Source organism: Peterkaempfera podocarpi (genome assembly GCF_042466665.1).
GTDB classification, from domain to species: Bacteria; Actinomycetota; Actinomycetes; order Streptomycetales; family Streptomycetaceae; genus Peterkaempfera; species Peterkaempfera podocarpi.
This window is the reverse complement of record NZ_CP162102.1, coordinates 6,231,245-6,246,392: the sequence shown is the minus strand read 5'-3', so window position 1 is coordinate 6,246,392 and position 15,148 is coordinate 6,231,245. Positions and strand designations below refer to the sequence as shown.

14 protein-coding genes are annotated in these 15,148 nt (G+C 75.4%); 9 read left to right on the top strand and 5 right to left on the bottom strand.

Features of this window, described 5'->3' with window-relative positions:
• The first annotated feature begins 34 nt into the window (after nucleotides 1-34).
• Nucleotides 35-832, top strand: a complete 798-nt coding sequence (yaaA, locus tag AB0761_RS27390; RefSeq protein ID WP_377271794.1) for a peroxide stress protein YaaA — start codon at nucleotides 35-37, stop codon at nucleotides 830-832.
• A gap of 126 nt (nucleotides 833-958) precedes the next feature.
• On the opposite strand, the gene AB0761_RS27385 is transcribed toward yaaA, so the two are convergent.
• Genes AB0761_RS27385 through AB0761_RS27375 form a run of 3 tightly spaced genes read right to left on the bottom strand, consistent with a single transcriptional unit; the run spans nucleotide 959 to nucleotide 3,757 of the window.
• Nucleotides 959-2,140 (bottom strand): bifunctional RNase H/acid phosphatase, encoded by a 1,182-nt coding sequence (locus AB0761_RS27385; protein ID WP_377271793.1) that lies wholly within the window; start codon nucleotides 2,138-2,140, stop codon nucleotides 959-961.
• A 5-nt stretch (nucleotides 2,141-2,145) separates the two neighbouring features.
• Nucleotides 2,146-2,889: a zinc ribbon domain-containing protein gene (locus AB0761_RS27380; protein ID WP_377274352.1), complete on the bottom strand. Its 744-nt coding sequence runs from the start codon at nucleotides 2,887-2,889 to the stop codon at nucleotides 2,146-2,148.
• Nucleotides 2,890-2,917: 28 nt separating this feature from the next.
• The gene (locus AB0761_RS27375; protein WP_377271792.1) at nucleotides 2,918-3,757 is read right to left on the bottom strand and encodes a Nif3-like dinuclear metal center hexameric protein; all 840 of its coding nucleotides are present in this window, start codon (nucleotides 3,755-3,757) and stop codon (nucleotides 2,918-2,920) included.
• Between the two features lie 79 nt (nucleotides 3,758-3,836).
• On the opposite strand from AB0761_RS27375, the gene AB0761_RS27370 reads away from it, so the two are divergent.
• From AB0761_RS27370 to AB0761_RS27360, 3 genes are read left to right on the top strand one after another with little or no spacing between them, the layout of a single operon-like run.
• Entirely contained in the window at nucleotides 3,837-4,289 is a 453-nt protein-coding gene (locus AB0761_RS27370) for a hypothetical protein (RefSeq protein ID WP_377271791.1), read from the top strand.
• Nucleotides 4,286-5,164: a tetratricopeptide repeat protein gene (locus tag AB0761_RS27365; RefSeq protein WP_377271790.1), complete on the top strand. Its 879-nt coding sequence runs from the start codon at nucleotides 4,286-4,288 to the stop codon at nucleotides 5,162-5,164. The genes AB0761_RS27370 and AB0761_RS27365 overlap by 4 nt, the downstream gene beginning before the upstream one ends.
• Complete coding sequence (locus tag AB0761_RS27360; protein WP_377271789.1) at nucleotides 5,161-6,516, top strand: AAA family ATPase; 1,356 nt, start codon at nucleotides 5,161-5,163, stop codon at nucleotides 6,514-6,516. The genes AB0761_RS27365 and AB0761_RS27360 overlap by 4 nt, the downstream gene beginning before the upstream one ends.
• Here AB0761_RS27360 and AB0761_RS27355 read toward each other — a convergent pair.
• Nucleotides 6,497-7,687 (bottom strand): 4-hydroxybenzoate 3-monooxygenase, encoded by a 1,191-nt coding sequence (locus AB0761_RS27355; protein WP_377271788.1) that lies wholly within the window; start codon nucleotides 7,685-7,687, stop codon nucleotides 6,497-6,499. The two genes, AB0761_RS27360 and AB0761_RS27355, sit on opposite strands and share 20 nt — an antisense overlap.
• 426 nt (nucleotides 7,688-8,113) lie before the next feature.
• Between AB0761_RS27355 and AB0761_RS27350 the strand changes: the two genes are divergently transcribed.
• Both AB0761_RS27350 and AB0761_RS27345 read left to right on the top strand, forming a co-directional pair.
• Nucleotides 8,114-10,066 (top strand): alpha/beta fold hydrolase, encoded by a 1,953-nt coding sequence (locus AB0761_RS27350; protein WP_377271787.1) that lies wholly within the window; start codon nucleotides 8,114-8,116, stop codon nucleotides 10,064-10,066.
• A 141-nt stretch (nucleotides 10,067-10,207) separates the two neighbouring features.
• Entirely contained in the window at nucleotides 10,208-10,390 is a 183-nt protein-coding gene (locus AB0761_RS27345; RefSeq protein WP_377271786.1) for a hypothetical protein, read from the top strand.
• Nucleotides 10,391-10,497: 107 nt separating this feature from the next.
• Here AB0761_RS27345 and AB0761_RS27340 read toward each other — a convergent pair whose 3' ends face one another.
• A complete protein-coding gene (locus AB0761_RS27340) occupies nucleotides 10,498-11,574 on the bottom strand; it encodes a Zn-dependent alcohol dehydrogenase (RefSeq protein ID WP_377271785.1) in 1,077 nt (358 codons plus the stop codon).
• Nucleotides 11,575-11,922: 348 nt separating this feature from the next.
• On the opposite strand from AB0761_RS27340, the gene AB0761_RS27335 reads away from it, so the two are divergent.
• The 3 genes from AB0761_RS27335 to AB0761_RS27325 all read left to right on the top strand — a co-directional run bounded on the left by AB0761_RS27335 (nucleotide 11,923) and on the right by AB0761_RS27325 (nucleotide 15,126).
• Nucleotides 11,923-12,579, top strand: a complete 657-nt coding sequence (locus tag AB0761_RS27335; protein ID WP_377271784.1) for a class I SAM-dependent methyltransferase — start codon at nucleotides 11,923-11,925, stop codon at nucleotides 12,577-12,579.
• 119 nt (nucleotides 12,580-12,698) lie between these two features.
• Nucleotides 12,699-14,105, top strand: a complete 1,407-nt coding sequence (locus tag AB0761_RS27330; protein ID WP_377271783.1) for a hypothetical protein — start codon at nucleotides 12,699-12,701, stop codon at nucleotides 14,103-14,105.
• Nucleotides 14,095-15,126, top strand: a complete 1,032-nt coding sequence (locus AB0761_RS27325) for an N-acetylmuramoyl-L-alanine amidase (protein ID WP_377271782.1) — start codon at nucleotides 14,095-14,097, stop codon at nucleotides 15,124-15,126. The genes AB0761_RS27330 and AB0761_RS27325 overlap by 11 nt, the downstream gene beginning before the upstream one ends.
• Nucleotides 15,127-15,148: the final 22 nt, after the last annotated feature.

Here is a 15,148-nt window from a genome sequence, read left to right as displayed (position 1 = left end):
GGCAACCCGCACCGACTGTCCGAGGAGTACCGCCGTGCTAGTGCTGCTGCCGCCGTCCGAGGGCAAGGCCGCTTCGGGGGACGGCGGGCCGCTGGCCCTGGAGGGGCTGTCGCTGCCCGCTCTGGCGCCTGCCCGCGAGCGGGTGCTGGACGCCCTGGTGGCACTCTGCTCGTCCGGCGACGACACAAGGGCCGCGGAGGTGCTGGGCCTGAGCGAGGGCCTGCGCGGCGAGGTGGCCCGCAATGCCGTGCTGCGACAGGCCCCGGCGCTGCCCGCCGGGCAGCTCTACACGGGTGTGCTGTACGACGCCTTGGACCTGGCCGCGCTGCCGCCGGCGGCGCGGACGGCGGCGGAGCGGTCGCTGCTGGTCTTCTCCGGGCTGTGGGGCGCCGTACGGATCACCGACCGGATCCCCCCGTACCGCTGCTCGATGGGGGTGAAGCTGCCCCCGCTGGGCGGTCTGGGCCCCTACTGGCGCCGGGCCCTGGACCGGGTGCTGCCGGAGGCCGCGGGGGACGGGCTGGTGCTGGACCTGCGGTCGACGGCGTACGCGGCCGCGTGGCGCCCCGCCGCCGAGGCGGCCTCCCGTACCGCGACAGTGCGGGTGCTGCACGAGCGGGAGGTCGGCGGGGTGCTGAAGCGGTCGGTGGTGAGCCACTTCAACAAGGCGACCAAGGGGCGGCTGGTACGGGACCTGCTCCAGGCGGGCGCCGAGCCGCGCAGCACCGGCGAGCTGGTGTCCGCCCTGCGCGACCTCAAGTACACAGTGGAGCAGCAGCCCGCGCCGGCCGGGCGGCCGGTCCCGCTGGACGTGGTCGTCACCCAGCTCTGAGCAGCCGCGCTGACGCGCGCCCGGCCCTTCCCCGGAGGGGTACGGCCGGGCGCGCGGCAGCGGAGACGGTTCCCTGCGGTGCACTCCGGCGGAGCGTACCGGGCCGGTCCTGCGGCGCTGCCTGCGTCAGCGCAGGTGGCCGGTGTCGTTGAGGAGACGCAGCGAGGCGTTTCCGTCCGCGTAGTACTGCACCACGGAAAGGGACGCAGCGGAGAGCTCCATGCGGAAGAGCGACTCCGGGGGTGCGCCCAGGGCCAGCCTGACCAGGGTCTTCACCGGGGTGACATGGGTGACCAGCAGGACCGTGCGGCCCGAGTAGCGGGCCAGCAGCTTGTCGCGGGCCAGGGAGACCCGGCGGGCGGTGGCGGCGAAGCTCTCGCCGCCGGGCGGCGCGGCCTTGGCGGAGGAGAGCCAGGCCTCCAGGTCCGCGGGGTACTGCTGCTGCACCTCGGCGAAGGTCAGTCCCTCCCACGCCCCGAAGTCGGTCTCCCGGATCCCCTCGTCGATCCGCACCTCCAGGCCGAGCCGTGCGGCAGCGGCTTCGGCCGTCTGCCGGGCCCGCTTCAGCGGTGAGCTGACCACGGCCTGGACAGTGCCTCGGGCGGCAAGCGCCGCGGCGGCCCGCTCGGCCTGCCACAGGCCCTTGTCGGAGAGCTCGGGGTCGCTGCCGCCGCTGCCGGAGAACCGCTTCTCCGGGGTCAGACGGGTCTCCCCGTGGCGCAGCAGCACAAAGGTGCTGGCGGTGCCGAGGTCGGCGGCCCAGCCGGCCGGCCGTACCGGAGCCTGCGGCTGCTCCTCCGCCACCGCGACGGCCTCGGGCGCCACTGCGACGGCCTTGGGTGCCACCGGGACGGCCTTGGGCTCAGGGACCGCCCTGGGCTCCCACTGGCGGCCGGCCTTGCCGGCGTCCATGGCCTCGTTGGCGAGCCGGTCGGCGTCCTTGTTGCGCTCCCGCGGGATCCAGGCGTACACGACCCGGTCGCGCGGGAAGACGCCGCGGGCCTCGGCGGCGAGCGGCTGCATGTCGGGGTGCTTGATCTTCCAGCGGCCGGACATCTGCTCGACGACCAGCTTGGAGTCCATCAGGACGTCGATCCGGGCGTCCGGGTCGATGGCCTGCGCGGCCCGCAGTCCGGCGATCAGGCCGCGGTACTCGGCCACATTGTTGGTGGCCCGGCCGATGTACTCGGCGGCCTCGGCGATGATCTGGCCGGTGTCGCCGTCTCGGACGACCGCGCCGTAGCCGGCGGGGCCCGGGTTGCCCCGGGAGCCGCCGTCGGCCTCGACGATGAACCTGCGGGGCGCCATGGGCCTCAGATCCCGGAGTCGGCGGTACGGACCAGGATGCGGCCGCAGTTCTCGCAGCGCACCACGGCGTCCTTGGGCTCGGCCTTCACCGCGTTGAGGTCGGCGGTGGAGAACTCCACCCGGCAGCCCTCGCAGCGCCGCTGGAAGAGCCGGGCCGCGCCGATGCCGCCCTGCTGCTCGCGCAGCCGGGTGTAGAGCTTCAGCAGGTCGGCGGGGATGACCACGGCGACGGTCTCCCGCTCGCGGGTCACCTTGGCGACCTCGGCGTCGATCTCTGCGAAGGAGGCGTCACGGCGGCCGACGGCCTCCTGGAGCACCACGGAGGAGTGCTCCAGGCGGGCGGTGAGCTCGGTGACCCGGCTCTGGGAGGACTCGATGCGCTCCATGACGTCCAGGACGACGTCCTCGAGGTCGGACTGGCGCTTGGCCAGCGAACCGATCTCGTGCTGGAGGTTCTCCAGGTCCTTGGGGGAGGTGATCGCACCGGAGTCCAGCCGCTGCTGGTTGCGGACGGCGCGGGTGCGGACCTGCTCGACGTCCTGCTCGGCCTTGGTCTGCTCGCGGGCGGTGTCGCCGAGCTGGGTCTCGGCGGCCACCACCAGGTCCCGCAGTGCGGTGTGGTCGGCGGTGGCCTTCTCGATCTCGGCGTGCTCGGGCAGCGACCGGCGCCGGTGGGCCAGCTGGTCGAGGCGGGAGTCGAGGGCCTGCAGGTCCAGCAGGCGGATCTGGTCGGCGGGCGCGGCGTTCAGCGGAAGCTCCTGGAATCGTGGGGGACGGTCAGTCGGTGGGGTGCGGCATGGGCGCGTGGGCCGTCCACGGGTCGGTGACCAGCCGGGAGACCCTGGTCTCCAGTGCCCAGCCCCGCTTGCCGGCCGCGGTGGCCAGGTCGCGTTCGGCCTGCGCCAGCCAGGGCCACTCGGTGGCCCAGTGCGCCGCGTCGACCAGGGCGACGGGCGCGGCCTCGAAAGCCTCGGACGCCGGGTGGTGGCGCAGGTCCGCGGTGACATAGGCGTCGACGCCGGCCGCGCGGACCTCGGCGAGGAAACCGTCGCCGCTGCCCCCGCACACCGCGACCCGCCGCACCGGCCGGTCCGGGTCGCCGGCGACCCGGACGCCCGCCGCGGTGGCGGGCAGCCCGGCCGCGACCCGCGCGGCGAAGGCGGACAGCGACTCGGGCTCGGGCAGCTCGCCGATCCGGCCGGCGCCGCGGCGGCCGGCCGGATCGGTGGGATCGGGGACCAGCGGCCCGGTGATCCGCAGCCCGACGGCCTCGGCCAGGGCGTCGGAGACACCCGGGTCGGCATGGTCGGCGTTGGTGTGGGCGACGTGCAGCGCCACGGAGTTGCGGATCAGGGTGTGGACGACGCGGCCCTTGAAGGTGGTCGCCGCGACGGTGGTGGTGCCGCGCAGATAGAGCGGATGGTGGGTGACCAGCAGGTCCGCACCCCACTCCACGGCCTCGTCGGCCACGGCCTGGACCGGGTCCACGGCCAGCAGCACCCGGGCCACCTCGGCGTCCGGGTCACCGCACACCAGGCCCACGGCATCCCAGGACTCCGCCCACTGCGGCGGGTAGAGCTCCTCGAGCACGCTGATGACGTCGGACAGTCTGGGCACGGGTCGAGACTACCGCGCAGCCGGGCCGTTCCCCGCCCCCCGCTGGTCAGTGCTCACACCCGTACGCCAGACTGCGGCAGTGACATCCACCGACCCGCTTCTGCAGCCCACCCTGCAGCAGACCAGCCGGGGCGCCGCCCCCTGGCGGCTCTCCTCCCAGGGCTATGTGGCGTTCTTCGGCGGCGCCCTGGCCGGCACCGCGGTCGCGGTGGCCAATGCGGTCCGGCTGGGTCTGCCGCGCCGCACCGTCCTGGTCATCAGCGCGATCGGCGCCGCCGCCCTGGCCCTGACCATCGTGCTGATGCTGGTGGTCGGCGACCGGGCCGGCAACGCCGGGCTGGGCCTGCTGCGGCTGGTGCCGGTCGCCGCCTACCTGGTGCAGGCGCGGCTCCAGCGGGACCGCAACCGGGCCTTCGCCCTGCAGGGCGGCAAGCACGCCCGGCTGCTGGGTCCCGGCATCGCCGCCGTGCTGGTGCTGGGCCTGCTGGAACTGGTGGCGATCGACGCAGTGCTGGAGGCGGTGGACCGATGAACGGCGACATGGGCGATGAGGCGCTGGCACTGGCCGAGCACTGGCTGGAGCGGGCCCGTCCGGACCGCGCCCTGGACGCGCTCAGCCGGGTCACCGGCGAGCAGGCGGTGTCCCGGCGGGCGTTCCGGATCCGTGCGCTGGCCCACCACCTCGCCGACGAGGACCAGGCCGCCGTGGACATCGCCCGCACCGGTCTTGCCTCGCACGGCCCGGACACCGGACTGCTGGGCGTACTGGCGCAGGCCCTCGCCGACCTGGGCCGCACCGCCGAGGCCGAGCGCGCCTGCCTCGACGGACTGACGCTGGATCCGCACCATGTCTGGCTGCTCTGCACCTACGCCAAGCTCTGCGGCTTCGCCGGACAGCACGACAAGGCCCGGCAGCTGCTGGCCCGCGCCGCCGCCGAGGAGCCCGAGGCCCGCGCCGTCATCCACACCAGGGCCGTGCTGGCGATCGCCCGCGGCGACCACGAGGAGGCCCAGCGGATCGTCTCGGCGATGCTGGCCGCCGACCCTGACGACGCCGGCGCCCATGCGCTGCGCGGGCTGGCCGCCTCGCACCGCGGCGACGCGACCACCGCCTACGCCGGCTTCCGCGCGGCAGCCGCGGGCAACCCGCAGAACCGGCATGTGGTGGAGGCCGCCCGCACGCTCAAGGTGGCCAACCACTGGCTGCTGCGGCCGCTGCGGCCCTTCCAGCGGTTCAGCACCTTCCAGGTGTGGATCACCGCGGTGCTGATCCAGTTCGGACTGCGGGCGGTCGGACTGGGCGTGGTGGCGGCACCGCTGACCGTCGCCTGGCTGGCGTTCTGCGCCTACTCATGGATCGCGCCTCCGGTGGTGCGCCTGCTGTTCAGGAAAGGACTTCTGCGATGAGCCAGGAGCGGATCGAGTCGCTGCGGCGCGCGGTCGAAGCCAGCCCGGACGACACCATGCTGCGGCTGATCCTCGCCGAGGCGCTGCTCGGCGAGGGGCTGGGCGAGCAGTCGCTCCCCCACTTCGAGGTGTTGCTCCAGGCCGGTGCGCTGCCCGCCGAGTCGCTGCTCCAGGTCGGCTCCGCGGCCCTGGACGGCGACCGGCTGGACCTGGCCCGCGCCTGTCTGGAGGCCGCCCGGCACGCCGGGGTCGTGGAGAGTGTGACGGCGCTCCAGCGGCGCGTCGACGAGCGGGTGGCCGAACGCAGCGGCGCACTGCGGGTCCGCGCCGACGGGGCCGAGGAGCACGACGGCGACGTCCAGCGGGACGACACCGGTCCGGAGTCCACCACCTTCGACGATGTCGGCGGCATGGCCGAGGTCAAGAAGCTGATCCACCGCATGGTGGTGCTCCCGCGCTCCCGGCCCGAGCTGTTCGCCGCGTACGGCCGTCGCACCGGCGGCGGGGTGCTGCTCTACGGCCCGCCCGGCTGCGGCAAGACCCTGCTGGCGCGGGCGACGGCCGGCGAGTGCGGGCTGCCCTTCCTCAATGTCCGGATCGAGGATGTGATCGACCCGTACCAGGGCATCTCGGAGCGCAATCTGCACCACGCCTTCGAGACGGCCCGTGCGGTGGGGCCCTGCGTGATCTTCCTGGACGAGCTCGACGGGCTGGCGTACGCACGCCACAAGCACCGCGGCTCGGAGGCCCGGCGGCTGGTGGACGTCCTGCTCCAGGAGCTGGACGCGATCGGCTCCGACAACAGCGGACTGACCATCATGGCCGCGACCAACGCCCCCTGGGACGTGGACGAGGCCATGCTGCGGCCGGGCCGCTTCGACCGGGTGGTCTTCGTGCCGCCGCCCGACGAGCCGGCCCGGGCGGACATCCTGCGGGTGCACACCGCGGGCCTGCCCACCGGGGAGGGTGCGGTGGACGCCGCCGCGGTGGCGGCCCGCACCCCGCTCTTCTCCGGCGCCGACCTGCGGGCCGTGGTGGAGCGGGCCGTCGACGAGCTGATCGAGGAGGCGCTGCGGGGCGGCGGCGAACCACCGCTGGGCACCGCCGGGCTGCTGGCCGCCGTGGACCGGGTGCGGCCCAGCACCCTGGAGTGGCTCCAGCGGGCGCGGGCGTATGTCGAGTTCGCCAACGGCAGCGAGCGGTACGAGGACGTGGCGGCCTTTCTGCGCACCCGCGAGGTGCGCCGCCGGCTGGCCAGAGCGAGTAGCGCCGGACGGCTCCCTGCAGGCCGGGCCTGGGGCCGGGCCGCGGGGTGCGCCGCCGGTGGGCGGGTCAGGCGAGGCCGGCCATGAGTTCGGCGAAGGCGCCTGCCGCGGCGCGGGAGGTGGAGAGCCGGTCCAGCCGGGCACGGGCGAGCCGCCGCCGGAAGGGGCCGCTCCGGCTGTCGTCGCCGGCGTCGTGCAGCATCTCGGTCATCCAGCGGGAGAACTCCTGGTAGTTCCACGCCCGTTGGAGGCAGACCCGGGAGTAGGAGCGCAGCGGCTCCCCGTCGCCCTCCTTCACCAGGGCCCCCACCCCGCGGGCGAAGACCTCGGCCTCGTAGAGCGCCAGGTTCATGCCCTTGCCGCCCATCGGGGAGATGATGTGCGCCGCGTCGCCCACCAGGTGCAGCCGGCCGTGGCTCATCGGCTCGTGCACCACGCTGCGGAGGTGGAAGACCTCCTTCTCGGTGATCCCGGCATCGGCAGGCAGCACGTCGGCGCCCAGCCGGGTGCGCAGCTGCTGCCGGATGCGGTCGTCGCCCCAGGCCTCCTCGGTGTCGCCGGGCGGCACCTGGAGGTAGAAGCGGCTGGCGTGTGGCCCGCGCGCGAAGTGCGCGGCGTAGCCCTCGCTGCTGACGGCCAGCAGCGGGTGGCGGGGCGGGGCCGCGTCGGCGAGGACGGTCAGCCAGGCGATGCCGTGGTCGAAGGGGTAGGCCGTCAGGACGCCGTCCGGGATGGACGCCCGGCTGACACCCCGGTCCCCGTCGCAGCCGGCGACCAGCTCGCAGGCGATCTCATGGAGCACGCCGCCCGGGTCGCGGTAGCGGACCCGCGGCCGGTCGCCGGTGAGGCCGTCGAGGGCGACGTCCGCCGCCTGGAAGCGCAGGTCCCCGCCGTCCTCCAGCAGCGCCGCGATCAGTCGCTGCACCATGATCTGCTGCGGGCAGAGCCGGCCCTTCAGGTCTCCGGTGGCACCGGCCTCGTCCACCAGGCGGCTCTCGCCGTCCACCCGGAACTCCAGGACGCCGTCGAAGGGGAAGCCGCCGAGGATGCGCTCGGCCAGGCCCCACTCCTCGAACATCCGCACCGCCCGGTGCTCCACGATGCCGGCCCGCTGCCGCTGCTCCACCCGGGAGCGCGGCCGGCGTTCCAGCACCACGCAGGGGATGCCCTGCCGCAGCAGCAGGGTGGCCGCCGTCAGCCCGGCCGGACCGCCCCCGATCACCACAACTGTCGTGCTCTCGTGCACAGTTGACGACACGTCGACCCTCCCCCTCCGCCGCAGTCGGGACCAGCATAGGACGGGCGGCGGGCTCCGGGGCGGGAGACCGCCGGCAGCGGCTCTGTACGGGGAAGTCGAACGGGACCACCCGTATGAGTGAAGGCGCGCCGCCGGGGGCTCGTGCCGTGCGGACCCGGCCGTAGTTTCGGTGCTGCGCGGGGCAGGGCGGACCGGACGGTTCAGGGGGACCAGAGCTGAGTCCGCTGCCACCCCGCATTCCAAAACCGGCTGCGTCGGCCGCCGACGGGTCCGAGGGCGGAGGTGTGGGATGGGGAAAGGCACACCGAGCCGCAGGTTCCCGGGCCGGGCACCGGTGGAGGAGGAACAGGCGGGCGGGGGCGGTGCCGGCGGATGGGGGTCCGCGGGCATCGCTGCCGCCCGCCGCCCGATCCCGGTGGCCGCCCCGTGACCCCCTCCACCCGGACCGCCGCCCCCGCACTGCGCCGCGTCGGCTTCACCTTCTCCGCCGACGGCTCGCACGCCGCCTGTGTGGCCGCCGCCGACGGGGGCCGCTGGTACGCCGAGAGCTGGCGGCTGGACGCGCCCGGCGGAGCGGCCCTGCCCACCGCGTTGCCGCTGCCCGGCGGCCGTCCGGAGAACCCGCACACCCAGGTGGTCTCGCTCGCCGACGGCCGGGTGCTGGTCTGCCGCCGGGACGGGGACCTGAACCGCCTGGCCGTACTCGCCCCCGCGGTGTCCCATGCCGAGGAGCACTTTGTGGGGACCCTGCGGGCACCCGCCCTGCGGCTGCTCCCGCTGCCCGTACCCGCGACGGTCCGGCCCGGTGCACCGGTCGCGGTGGCGCTGGCCACCGACGCCCGCCCGGCCACCTCGGTCTGGCTGCTGGGCCCCGGCGACGGCGCCGCCCCGCAGTGCGCCGCCGAGGTTCCCGGGCTGTTCGGCGGCGGCACCTGGCTGGACCACGAAGGGCGACTGCTCGCCCTGGACCGGGTCGCCGACGGGACGGTCAGAAGCGTGGTGCTGGACCTCACCTCCGGCGCGGTGACACCGCTGCTGGAGCTCGCCGAGCAGCCGACCAACGACCGACTGGTGCTCTTCGACCCCGGCACCCGGCTGGCCCTGGTCCGCAGTGACGCACCGGGCGAGGACCGTCTGGGCTGGGGCCTGCTGGGCGGGCCGGATCCGCTGCGCTTCCCGGAGGCCCTGCACCGGCCCGGTACGTTGCTGCGCCCGGTCGCCGTGGAGCCGGGGCGGGCCGAGCCCCGGGTCGCCGTGCAGCTCGACCGCGGCGCCGGTTCGGCACTGGCCCTGTGGAGCCCGGCGACCGGCAGGCTCGATCCGCTGCCCGTCCCCGCCGGCCGGCTGGGCGGGGTGGCCCACTGGTCGGCGGCGGGTCTGCGGATGCCGTACTCCGCACCCGACCGGCCCGCCGCCATGGCCACCCTGGACGTCGCGGCCCTGCTGCGACCGCCGGCCCCGCGCCGCCCCCCGGATGCCGCGGTCCCGGTCACCACCGGCTGGCGGCTGGACGGCAGCGCCGCCGCGCCCGGCGACGGGGGCCGCTGGCAGCCCGCCGGGTCGGCCGCGGTGCCCGCCGCCGAGGGTCGGATGGAGGCGGTGGTGTACGGCGGGGCGGGCTGGGCCGCCGCCCGGCATCTGGTGGTGGCGCTGCACGGCGGCCCCACGGACGCCTGGCGGCTGGAGTTCGAGCCGACCCTGCAGCGCCTGGCCGCCGACGGTGTCGCGGTGGCCGCCCCCAACCAGCGGGGCAGCAGCGGCTACGGCCCCGAGTACGCGCTCTGCCTGCGCGGCGCCTGGGGCGGCCCCGATCTGGAGGATGTGCTCTGCCTGCTCTCGGAGCTGGCAACCCGCCGTGCGGCCCTCGGCCTGGAACCGCCCGCCCTCTTCGGTATCAGCTACGGCGCCTTTCTGGCGCTGCTGGCGGCCTGCCACGCCCCGGCGGGACAGGTGGCCCGCTGCGCGGTGGTCGCGCCGTTCCTCTCCGGGGCGAGGCTGCTGGCCGAGGCGGCCGCCCCGGTTCGGGCCCTCACCACCAGGCTGGGCGGCGGGGTGCCGATCGACGACGAGCGGGGGCCGCGCGATGTGCTGCGGCTCTGCCACCGCATCGAGATACCGCTGCTGATGGTGCACGGGGACCGCGACGAGGTGGTGCCGGTGAGCCAGTCACGCGCACTGCGCCAGCAGTTGCTGCGGGTCGGGCGGACGGAGGGCGCCGACTTCCGGTACGTGGAGGTGGCGGGGGCCGGCCATGAGCTGCTGGCGGAGGAGGGCGCCCCCGCGCTGCGGGAGCTGCTGGCGGCCTTTCTGCACGCCGGTCGGGCTCCCTTCCGGGACGGCATCGCTGACGGTTCGGGACCGAGCGTGCACCGGTCGTGACAGCCTGGGTAGGGTGATCCCTGCGAGCGGTCGCCGCGGTGACCTGTCACCCGCGCTCCGCCGGGCGCTTCGGCATGCCCGAAGGCCGATGCGCCGTGACGCACCACCGACTCCCGTCACTCGCATGGAGAAGAACCACTGATGTCCGAAGCCTTCACCGACACCACTGACAGAGCCGCTGCCGAGGCGGCGGCTCCGGGCGCCGGGACCGCAGGACGGCACCGCGGGACCGGCGCCCTGGACGACGGCAGCGCCCCGCAGCCGACGGAGGCCGGCCACGGCCGCCATCGCCGCGCTGCGGAAACTGCGTCCGCCGAGGCCTGAGCAGCGCAGGGGGCCCCGCACCCGGGCCGGGTGCGGGGCCTCCTGCGTGTCGGGCAGGAGCACCGCCGGGCGAACCGGCGACCCTGGCGGCCGGTCGGCCGTCCGCCTCAGTCGAAGGTGACCACCGTGCGCAGCGCCTCACCGCTGCGCATCTGCGCAAGTGCGTCGTTGACCTGCTCCAGCCGCACCCGATGCGTGATCATGTGCTCCAGGTCCAGCCGGCCCGCCCGCCACAGCCGCAGCACCCGGTCGGCGGTGCGCAGCACATCGCCGCCGCCGTACATCGACGGCAGGATGCGCTTCTCGTCGAAGAACAGCTCCCCCATGGAGAACTCCACCCGGTCGTCGCGGGCGCCCGCCCCCACCACCACCACGGCGCCGCCGCGCCGGGTGGCGTCATAGGCGGCACGGGTGGTGACGGACCGTCCGACGACCTCGAAGACACAGTCGAAGCCGCCGTCGGTGAGCCGCTTGCGGGCGGCCTTCAGCTCCTCGGGGGCGACGGCCTCGGTGGCGCCGAACGCCAGGGCCCGCTCGCGGCGGGAGGCCACCGGGTCGACCGCGACGATCTGCCCGGCACCGCACACCCTGGCCCCCTGGATCGCGGCGATCCCGACCCCGCCGCAGCCGATGACCGCCACCGAGGAACCGGGCTCCACCCGGGCGGTGTTCACCGCCGCGCCCACGCCGGTGGTGACCCCGCAGCCGACCAGCGCCGCCACCTCGAAGGGCACGTCCTCGGGCACCCTGATGGCGCTCTCCGCGGCGACCACCACCTCCTCGGCGAAGGTGCCGACACTGTAGAAGCCGTAGAGCGCACGGCCGTCGTGGCGGAAGCCCGGGGTGCGCAGCCGGGCGAGGCTCGCGGTGCAGAGCTGGCCCTGGCCGCGCCGACAGTGGGCGCAGCTGCCGCAGGGCGGCATCCAGCAGAGCACCACATGGTCTCCGGGCGCCAGACCGCTGACTCCCTCGCCGGTCTCCACCACCTCGCCCGCGCCCTCGTGGCCGGGGACGAACGGGGCGGGCTGGGGCAGTACGCCGCTCATGGCGGAGAGGTCGGAGTGGCACAGGCTGGCGGCGCGGAGCCGCACCCGCACCAGCCCCGGGCCCACCGGTACCGTCTCCACGTCACTGCGGACGTCGAGTTTCTCCTGGCCGATCTCATGGAGGATCGCTGCGCGCACGGCGCGACTCCCGTCAGTGCCGAGGGTGTGCGGGGCGCGGGAAGGGAACCCCGGCGCGGCCGTCCGCACCTGCGGCCGCGCCGGGGTCGTCCGCTGCGGCCTGGGCCGCGATCACGGTGCATCGCCTAGAACGCGTTCTAGGCGTGGACTCCATGTATAACGCATCGGCGGGGGCTCCCGAAACCCCCGCCGCGCCATCTTCTACCCACGAGTAACCGGCCTGTGCCCCGGGGCCGCGCAGGGCCGCCGGGGCATCCCCCCGGCAGCGGGGTCCGCGGTTCCTGGCCCCGCGGTACGGCGGGTATGGTCCAGCAGGCAGACGACGGACCCGCAGATCAGGAGTACGGCATGGCGCAGAGCAGCGGCGTCGCGGCGCGGCCCGGGGCAGAGGTGCTGGCGGCGTTCGAGGCGGCGACCGGTTTCATGCCGGTCGACGAGGGTCTGGCGCTGTATGCGGCCGCGGCCGACGCCGCGGCCCGCACCGGCCTGCCGCTGCTGGAGATCGGCACCTACTGCGGACGCTCGGCCGTCCTGCTGGCCGCCGCTGCCCGGGACGCCGGGACGGTCGCCCTGACCGTCGACCACCACCGCGGCTCCGAGGAGCAGCAGCCCGGCTGGGAGTACCACGACGCCGCGCTGGTCGACCCGGAGGTCGGCCGGATGGACACCCTGCCCACCTTCCGCCGCACCCTGCACGCGGCCGGCCTGGAGGACCACGTGATCGCCCTCGTGGGGCGGTCGCCGCAGGTCGCAGCGGTGTGGGGGACGTCGGTGGGACTGGTCTTCATCGACGGCGGCCACACCGACGAGCATGCGACCGCCGACTACGAGGGCTGGGTGCCGCACCTGGCCGAGGACGGGCTGCTGGTCGTCCACGATGTGTTCCCCGACCCGGCGGACGGCGGTCAGGCGCCGTACCGGGTGTATCTGCGGGCGCTGGCCGAGGGCTTCCACGAGGTGTCGGTGACCGGCTCGCTGCGGGTGCTGCGACGGTCCGCGGGGTGAGCGCTGCCGAACGGGGCCCCAGCGGCCCGGTACGGTGACCCCTACGGCGGCGCGGCTGCACCGGCCGTGGTGATGGTGGAGCTCCATGGGACCGGCGGCGACCGACCGGGGGAGGCGGCATGGCGGACAGGGACGAGAGCGCACCGGCAGTCTGGGACCCCACGGCACGTGGCGGAGCCGGCGGCTGGGTACGGCGCGGCGACCCGGGCACACACCGGCTGAGAAGACCGGCGCCCCCGGAGGAGGCCGCGCAGGCACCTCAGGGGCGCGGCGGCGACGGCGAGGAGGGGCAGCCGCCTGCCGTACGGCCGTATCTCAACGTCTCGCTGGAGAAGCCCGTCGCGGGCCCGCAGCCCGAGCCGCCCGCCGCCTATCGCCCCGCCCCGGCCCCGACCGGGACGCCCCCCGTGACTGCCGTCGCGACCCCCTTCCCCCAGGCGCAGCAGCCCACCGCACCCGAACCCCCCACGGCCGCCTACCGCCCCGCCGGAACACCCACCCCGCCCCCCACCGCGACCCCCTTCCCCCAGGCGCAGCAGCCCACCCCGCCCGAACCCCCCACGGCCGCCTACCGCCCCGCCGCCGCGCCCTGGCCGCCGCAGCCCCCGGCGGCCGGCGCAGGCCCCGCTCAGCCCGGCCCCGCGCTGAACCCCGCCGCCCCGCAGGGATACGGCCACCCCCAGCAGCAGCACCCCCAGCAGCACCCCTACGGCTATCCGCAGCCGCAGCCCCAGTCGCCGCAGCCCGCCCCGCCCTACGGCTATCCGCAGCCCGGCTACGGCTACCCCCAGCAGCCCCCGCCGGGGCCCGTCGAGGAGCAGGAGCCGCCCCGCCGCGGCGGCCGTACCGCGCTGCTGGTGCTGCTGGTGGTGGTGCTCGCGGCCGGCCTGGGCGGCGGCGCGGTGTGGGCGCTGACCCGGGACGGGAGCGGCGGCGGCAGCCGGGCCGGGTCCACCCCCGGCGCCTCCTCCAGCCGCAGCGCCCAGCCGCCGCCCGCCCAGGGCGGCGGCGCGGGTACCCCGTCACCGTCGGCCTCATCGTCGTCCCCCGCCGACGACCAGGCCGCCGGACGGCAGCAGGCCAGGGCGCTGGACGGGCTGCTGGACCGCAACAGCGGCGCCCGCAAGCAGGTCGGCAACGCGGTCGCCACCGTGCAGAGCTGCTCGGACGCCGCGTCGATGCAGAGCGCGGCGCAGGTCTTCACCCAGGCCGCCCAGCAGCGCGAGCAGCTGATCGGCCAACTGGCCAAGCTCGACCTGGACGCCGTCGACGGCGGCGCGGAAGCCGCCCAGTTGCTGCGCAGCGCGTGGCAGCAGTCGGCCGACGCGGACCGCTCCTATGCCACCTGGGCCGATGCGGTGATCCGCACCGGCTGTGCCAACGGCGCTGCGCCGCGTACCGCGGACCGCGACCGGGCCGACGTCATCAGCGGACAGGCCACCCGCAGCAAGCAGTCATTTGTGATCAAGTGGAACCCGATCGCCAACCGGTACGGCCTCGCGGCACGGACCGGGGATGGGATCTGACCGGACCGTGCCATTCCAGCGCAACCGACCCCAACCCGACGACGAACTCTTCGGCTCCCCCTACGGCGAGCTGCGCCCCCGTCGCTCTCCCAGGGCACGGCTGCTGATCGCCGCAGCCGTCCTGCTGCCCGTCTGCCTGGCCGGCTGGCTGGGCTGGCAGGCCGCGGCGGGCGGCGGCGCGCAGCCGGCGGCCGCGGTGCCGCCGCCGTCGTCCCCGGTGACCGACACCCCGTCGGGGTCCACCGGCAAGCCGTCCCCGCCGGGGTCCTCCCCCGCCACCGCCACACCCTCCCCGAAGGGGTCCGCCCCGCCGTCCAGGCGCGGTGCGGCCGCTGCGGGGCGGCCGCTGGCGGGCCGTACGGTGGTGCTGGACCCGGGCCACAACCCCACCAACAACCAGCACACCTCCGCGATCGCCAGGCAGGTCGACGTCGGCAATGCGCACAAGGAGTGCGACACCACCGGCACCGAGACCGACGCCGGCTATCCGGAGGCCTCCTTCACCCTGGATGTGGTGCGCCGCGCCAGGACGATCCTGGAGGCCGAGGGCGCCCGGGTGATCCTCACCCAGGACGGCGACCGGGCCTGGGGTCCGTGCGTCGACGAGCGGGCGGCGATCGGCAACGACGCCCATGCGGACGCGGCGCTGTCCGTCCACGGCGACGGCGGACCGGCCGCCGGGCACGGCTTCCATGTGATCCTTCCCTCACGGGTGGTCGCGGGGAAGGCCGACACCCGGCCGATCACCGGCCCGTCCCGCGCGCTCGGCCTGCTGCTGCGGGACGACTTCGCGGCGGCCACCGGGGAGCCGTACTCGACCTATCTGGGCCATCAGGGCATCGACGTCCGCAGCGATCTGGGCGGGCTGAACCTGTCCCGGGTGCCCAAGGTGTTCATCGAGTGCGGCAACATGCGCAACGCCGCCGACGCCCGTCACATGACGGATTCCGCATGGCGCAAGAAGGCGGCTCAGGGCATCGCCGACGCCCTCACTGACTTCCTCGTCGGAAGCAGTCGCTAGGCTCTTGGCCCGTTCGAACCTC

Excerpts from the sequence above, each read along its gene's own strand:
- AB0761_RS27385 (WP_377271793.1), bottom strand. The coding sequence starts at position 2,140 with ATGGCGCCCCGCAGGTTCATCGTCGAGGCCGACGGCGGCTCCCGGGGC.
- AB0761_RS27365 (WP_377271790.1), top strand. The coding sequence starts at position 4,286 with ATGAACGGCGACATGGGCGATGAGGCGCTGGCACTGGCCGAGCACTGG.
- AB0761_RS27360 (WP_377271789.1), top strand. The coding sequence starts at position 5,161 with ATGAGCCAGGAGCGGATCGAGTCGCTGCGGCGCGCGGTCGAAGCCAGC.
- AB0761_RS27345 (WP_377271786.1), top strand. The coding sequence starts at position 10,208 with ATGTCCGAAGCCTTCACCGACACCACTGACAGAGCCGCTGCCGAGGCG.
- AB0761_RS27335 (WP_377271784.1), top strand. The coding sequence starts at position 11,923 with ATGGCGCAGAGCAGCGGCGTCGCGGCGCGGCCCGGGGCAGAGGTGCTG.
- AB0761_RS27330 (WP_377271783.1), top strand. The coding sequence starts at position 12,699 with ATGGCGGACAGGGACGAGAGCGCACCGGCAGTCTGGGACCCCACGGCA.
- AB0761_RS27325 (WP_377271782.1), top strand. The coding sequence starts at position 14,095 with ATGGGATCTGACCGGACCGTGCCATTCCAGCGCAACCGACCCCAACCC.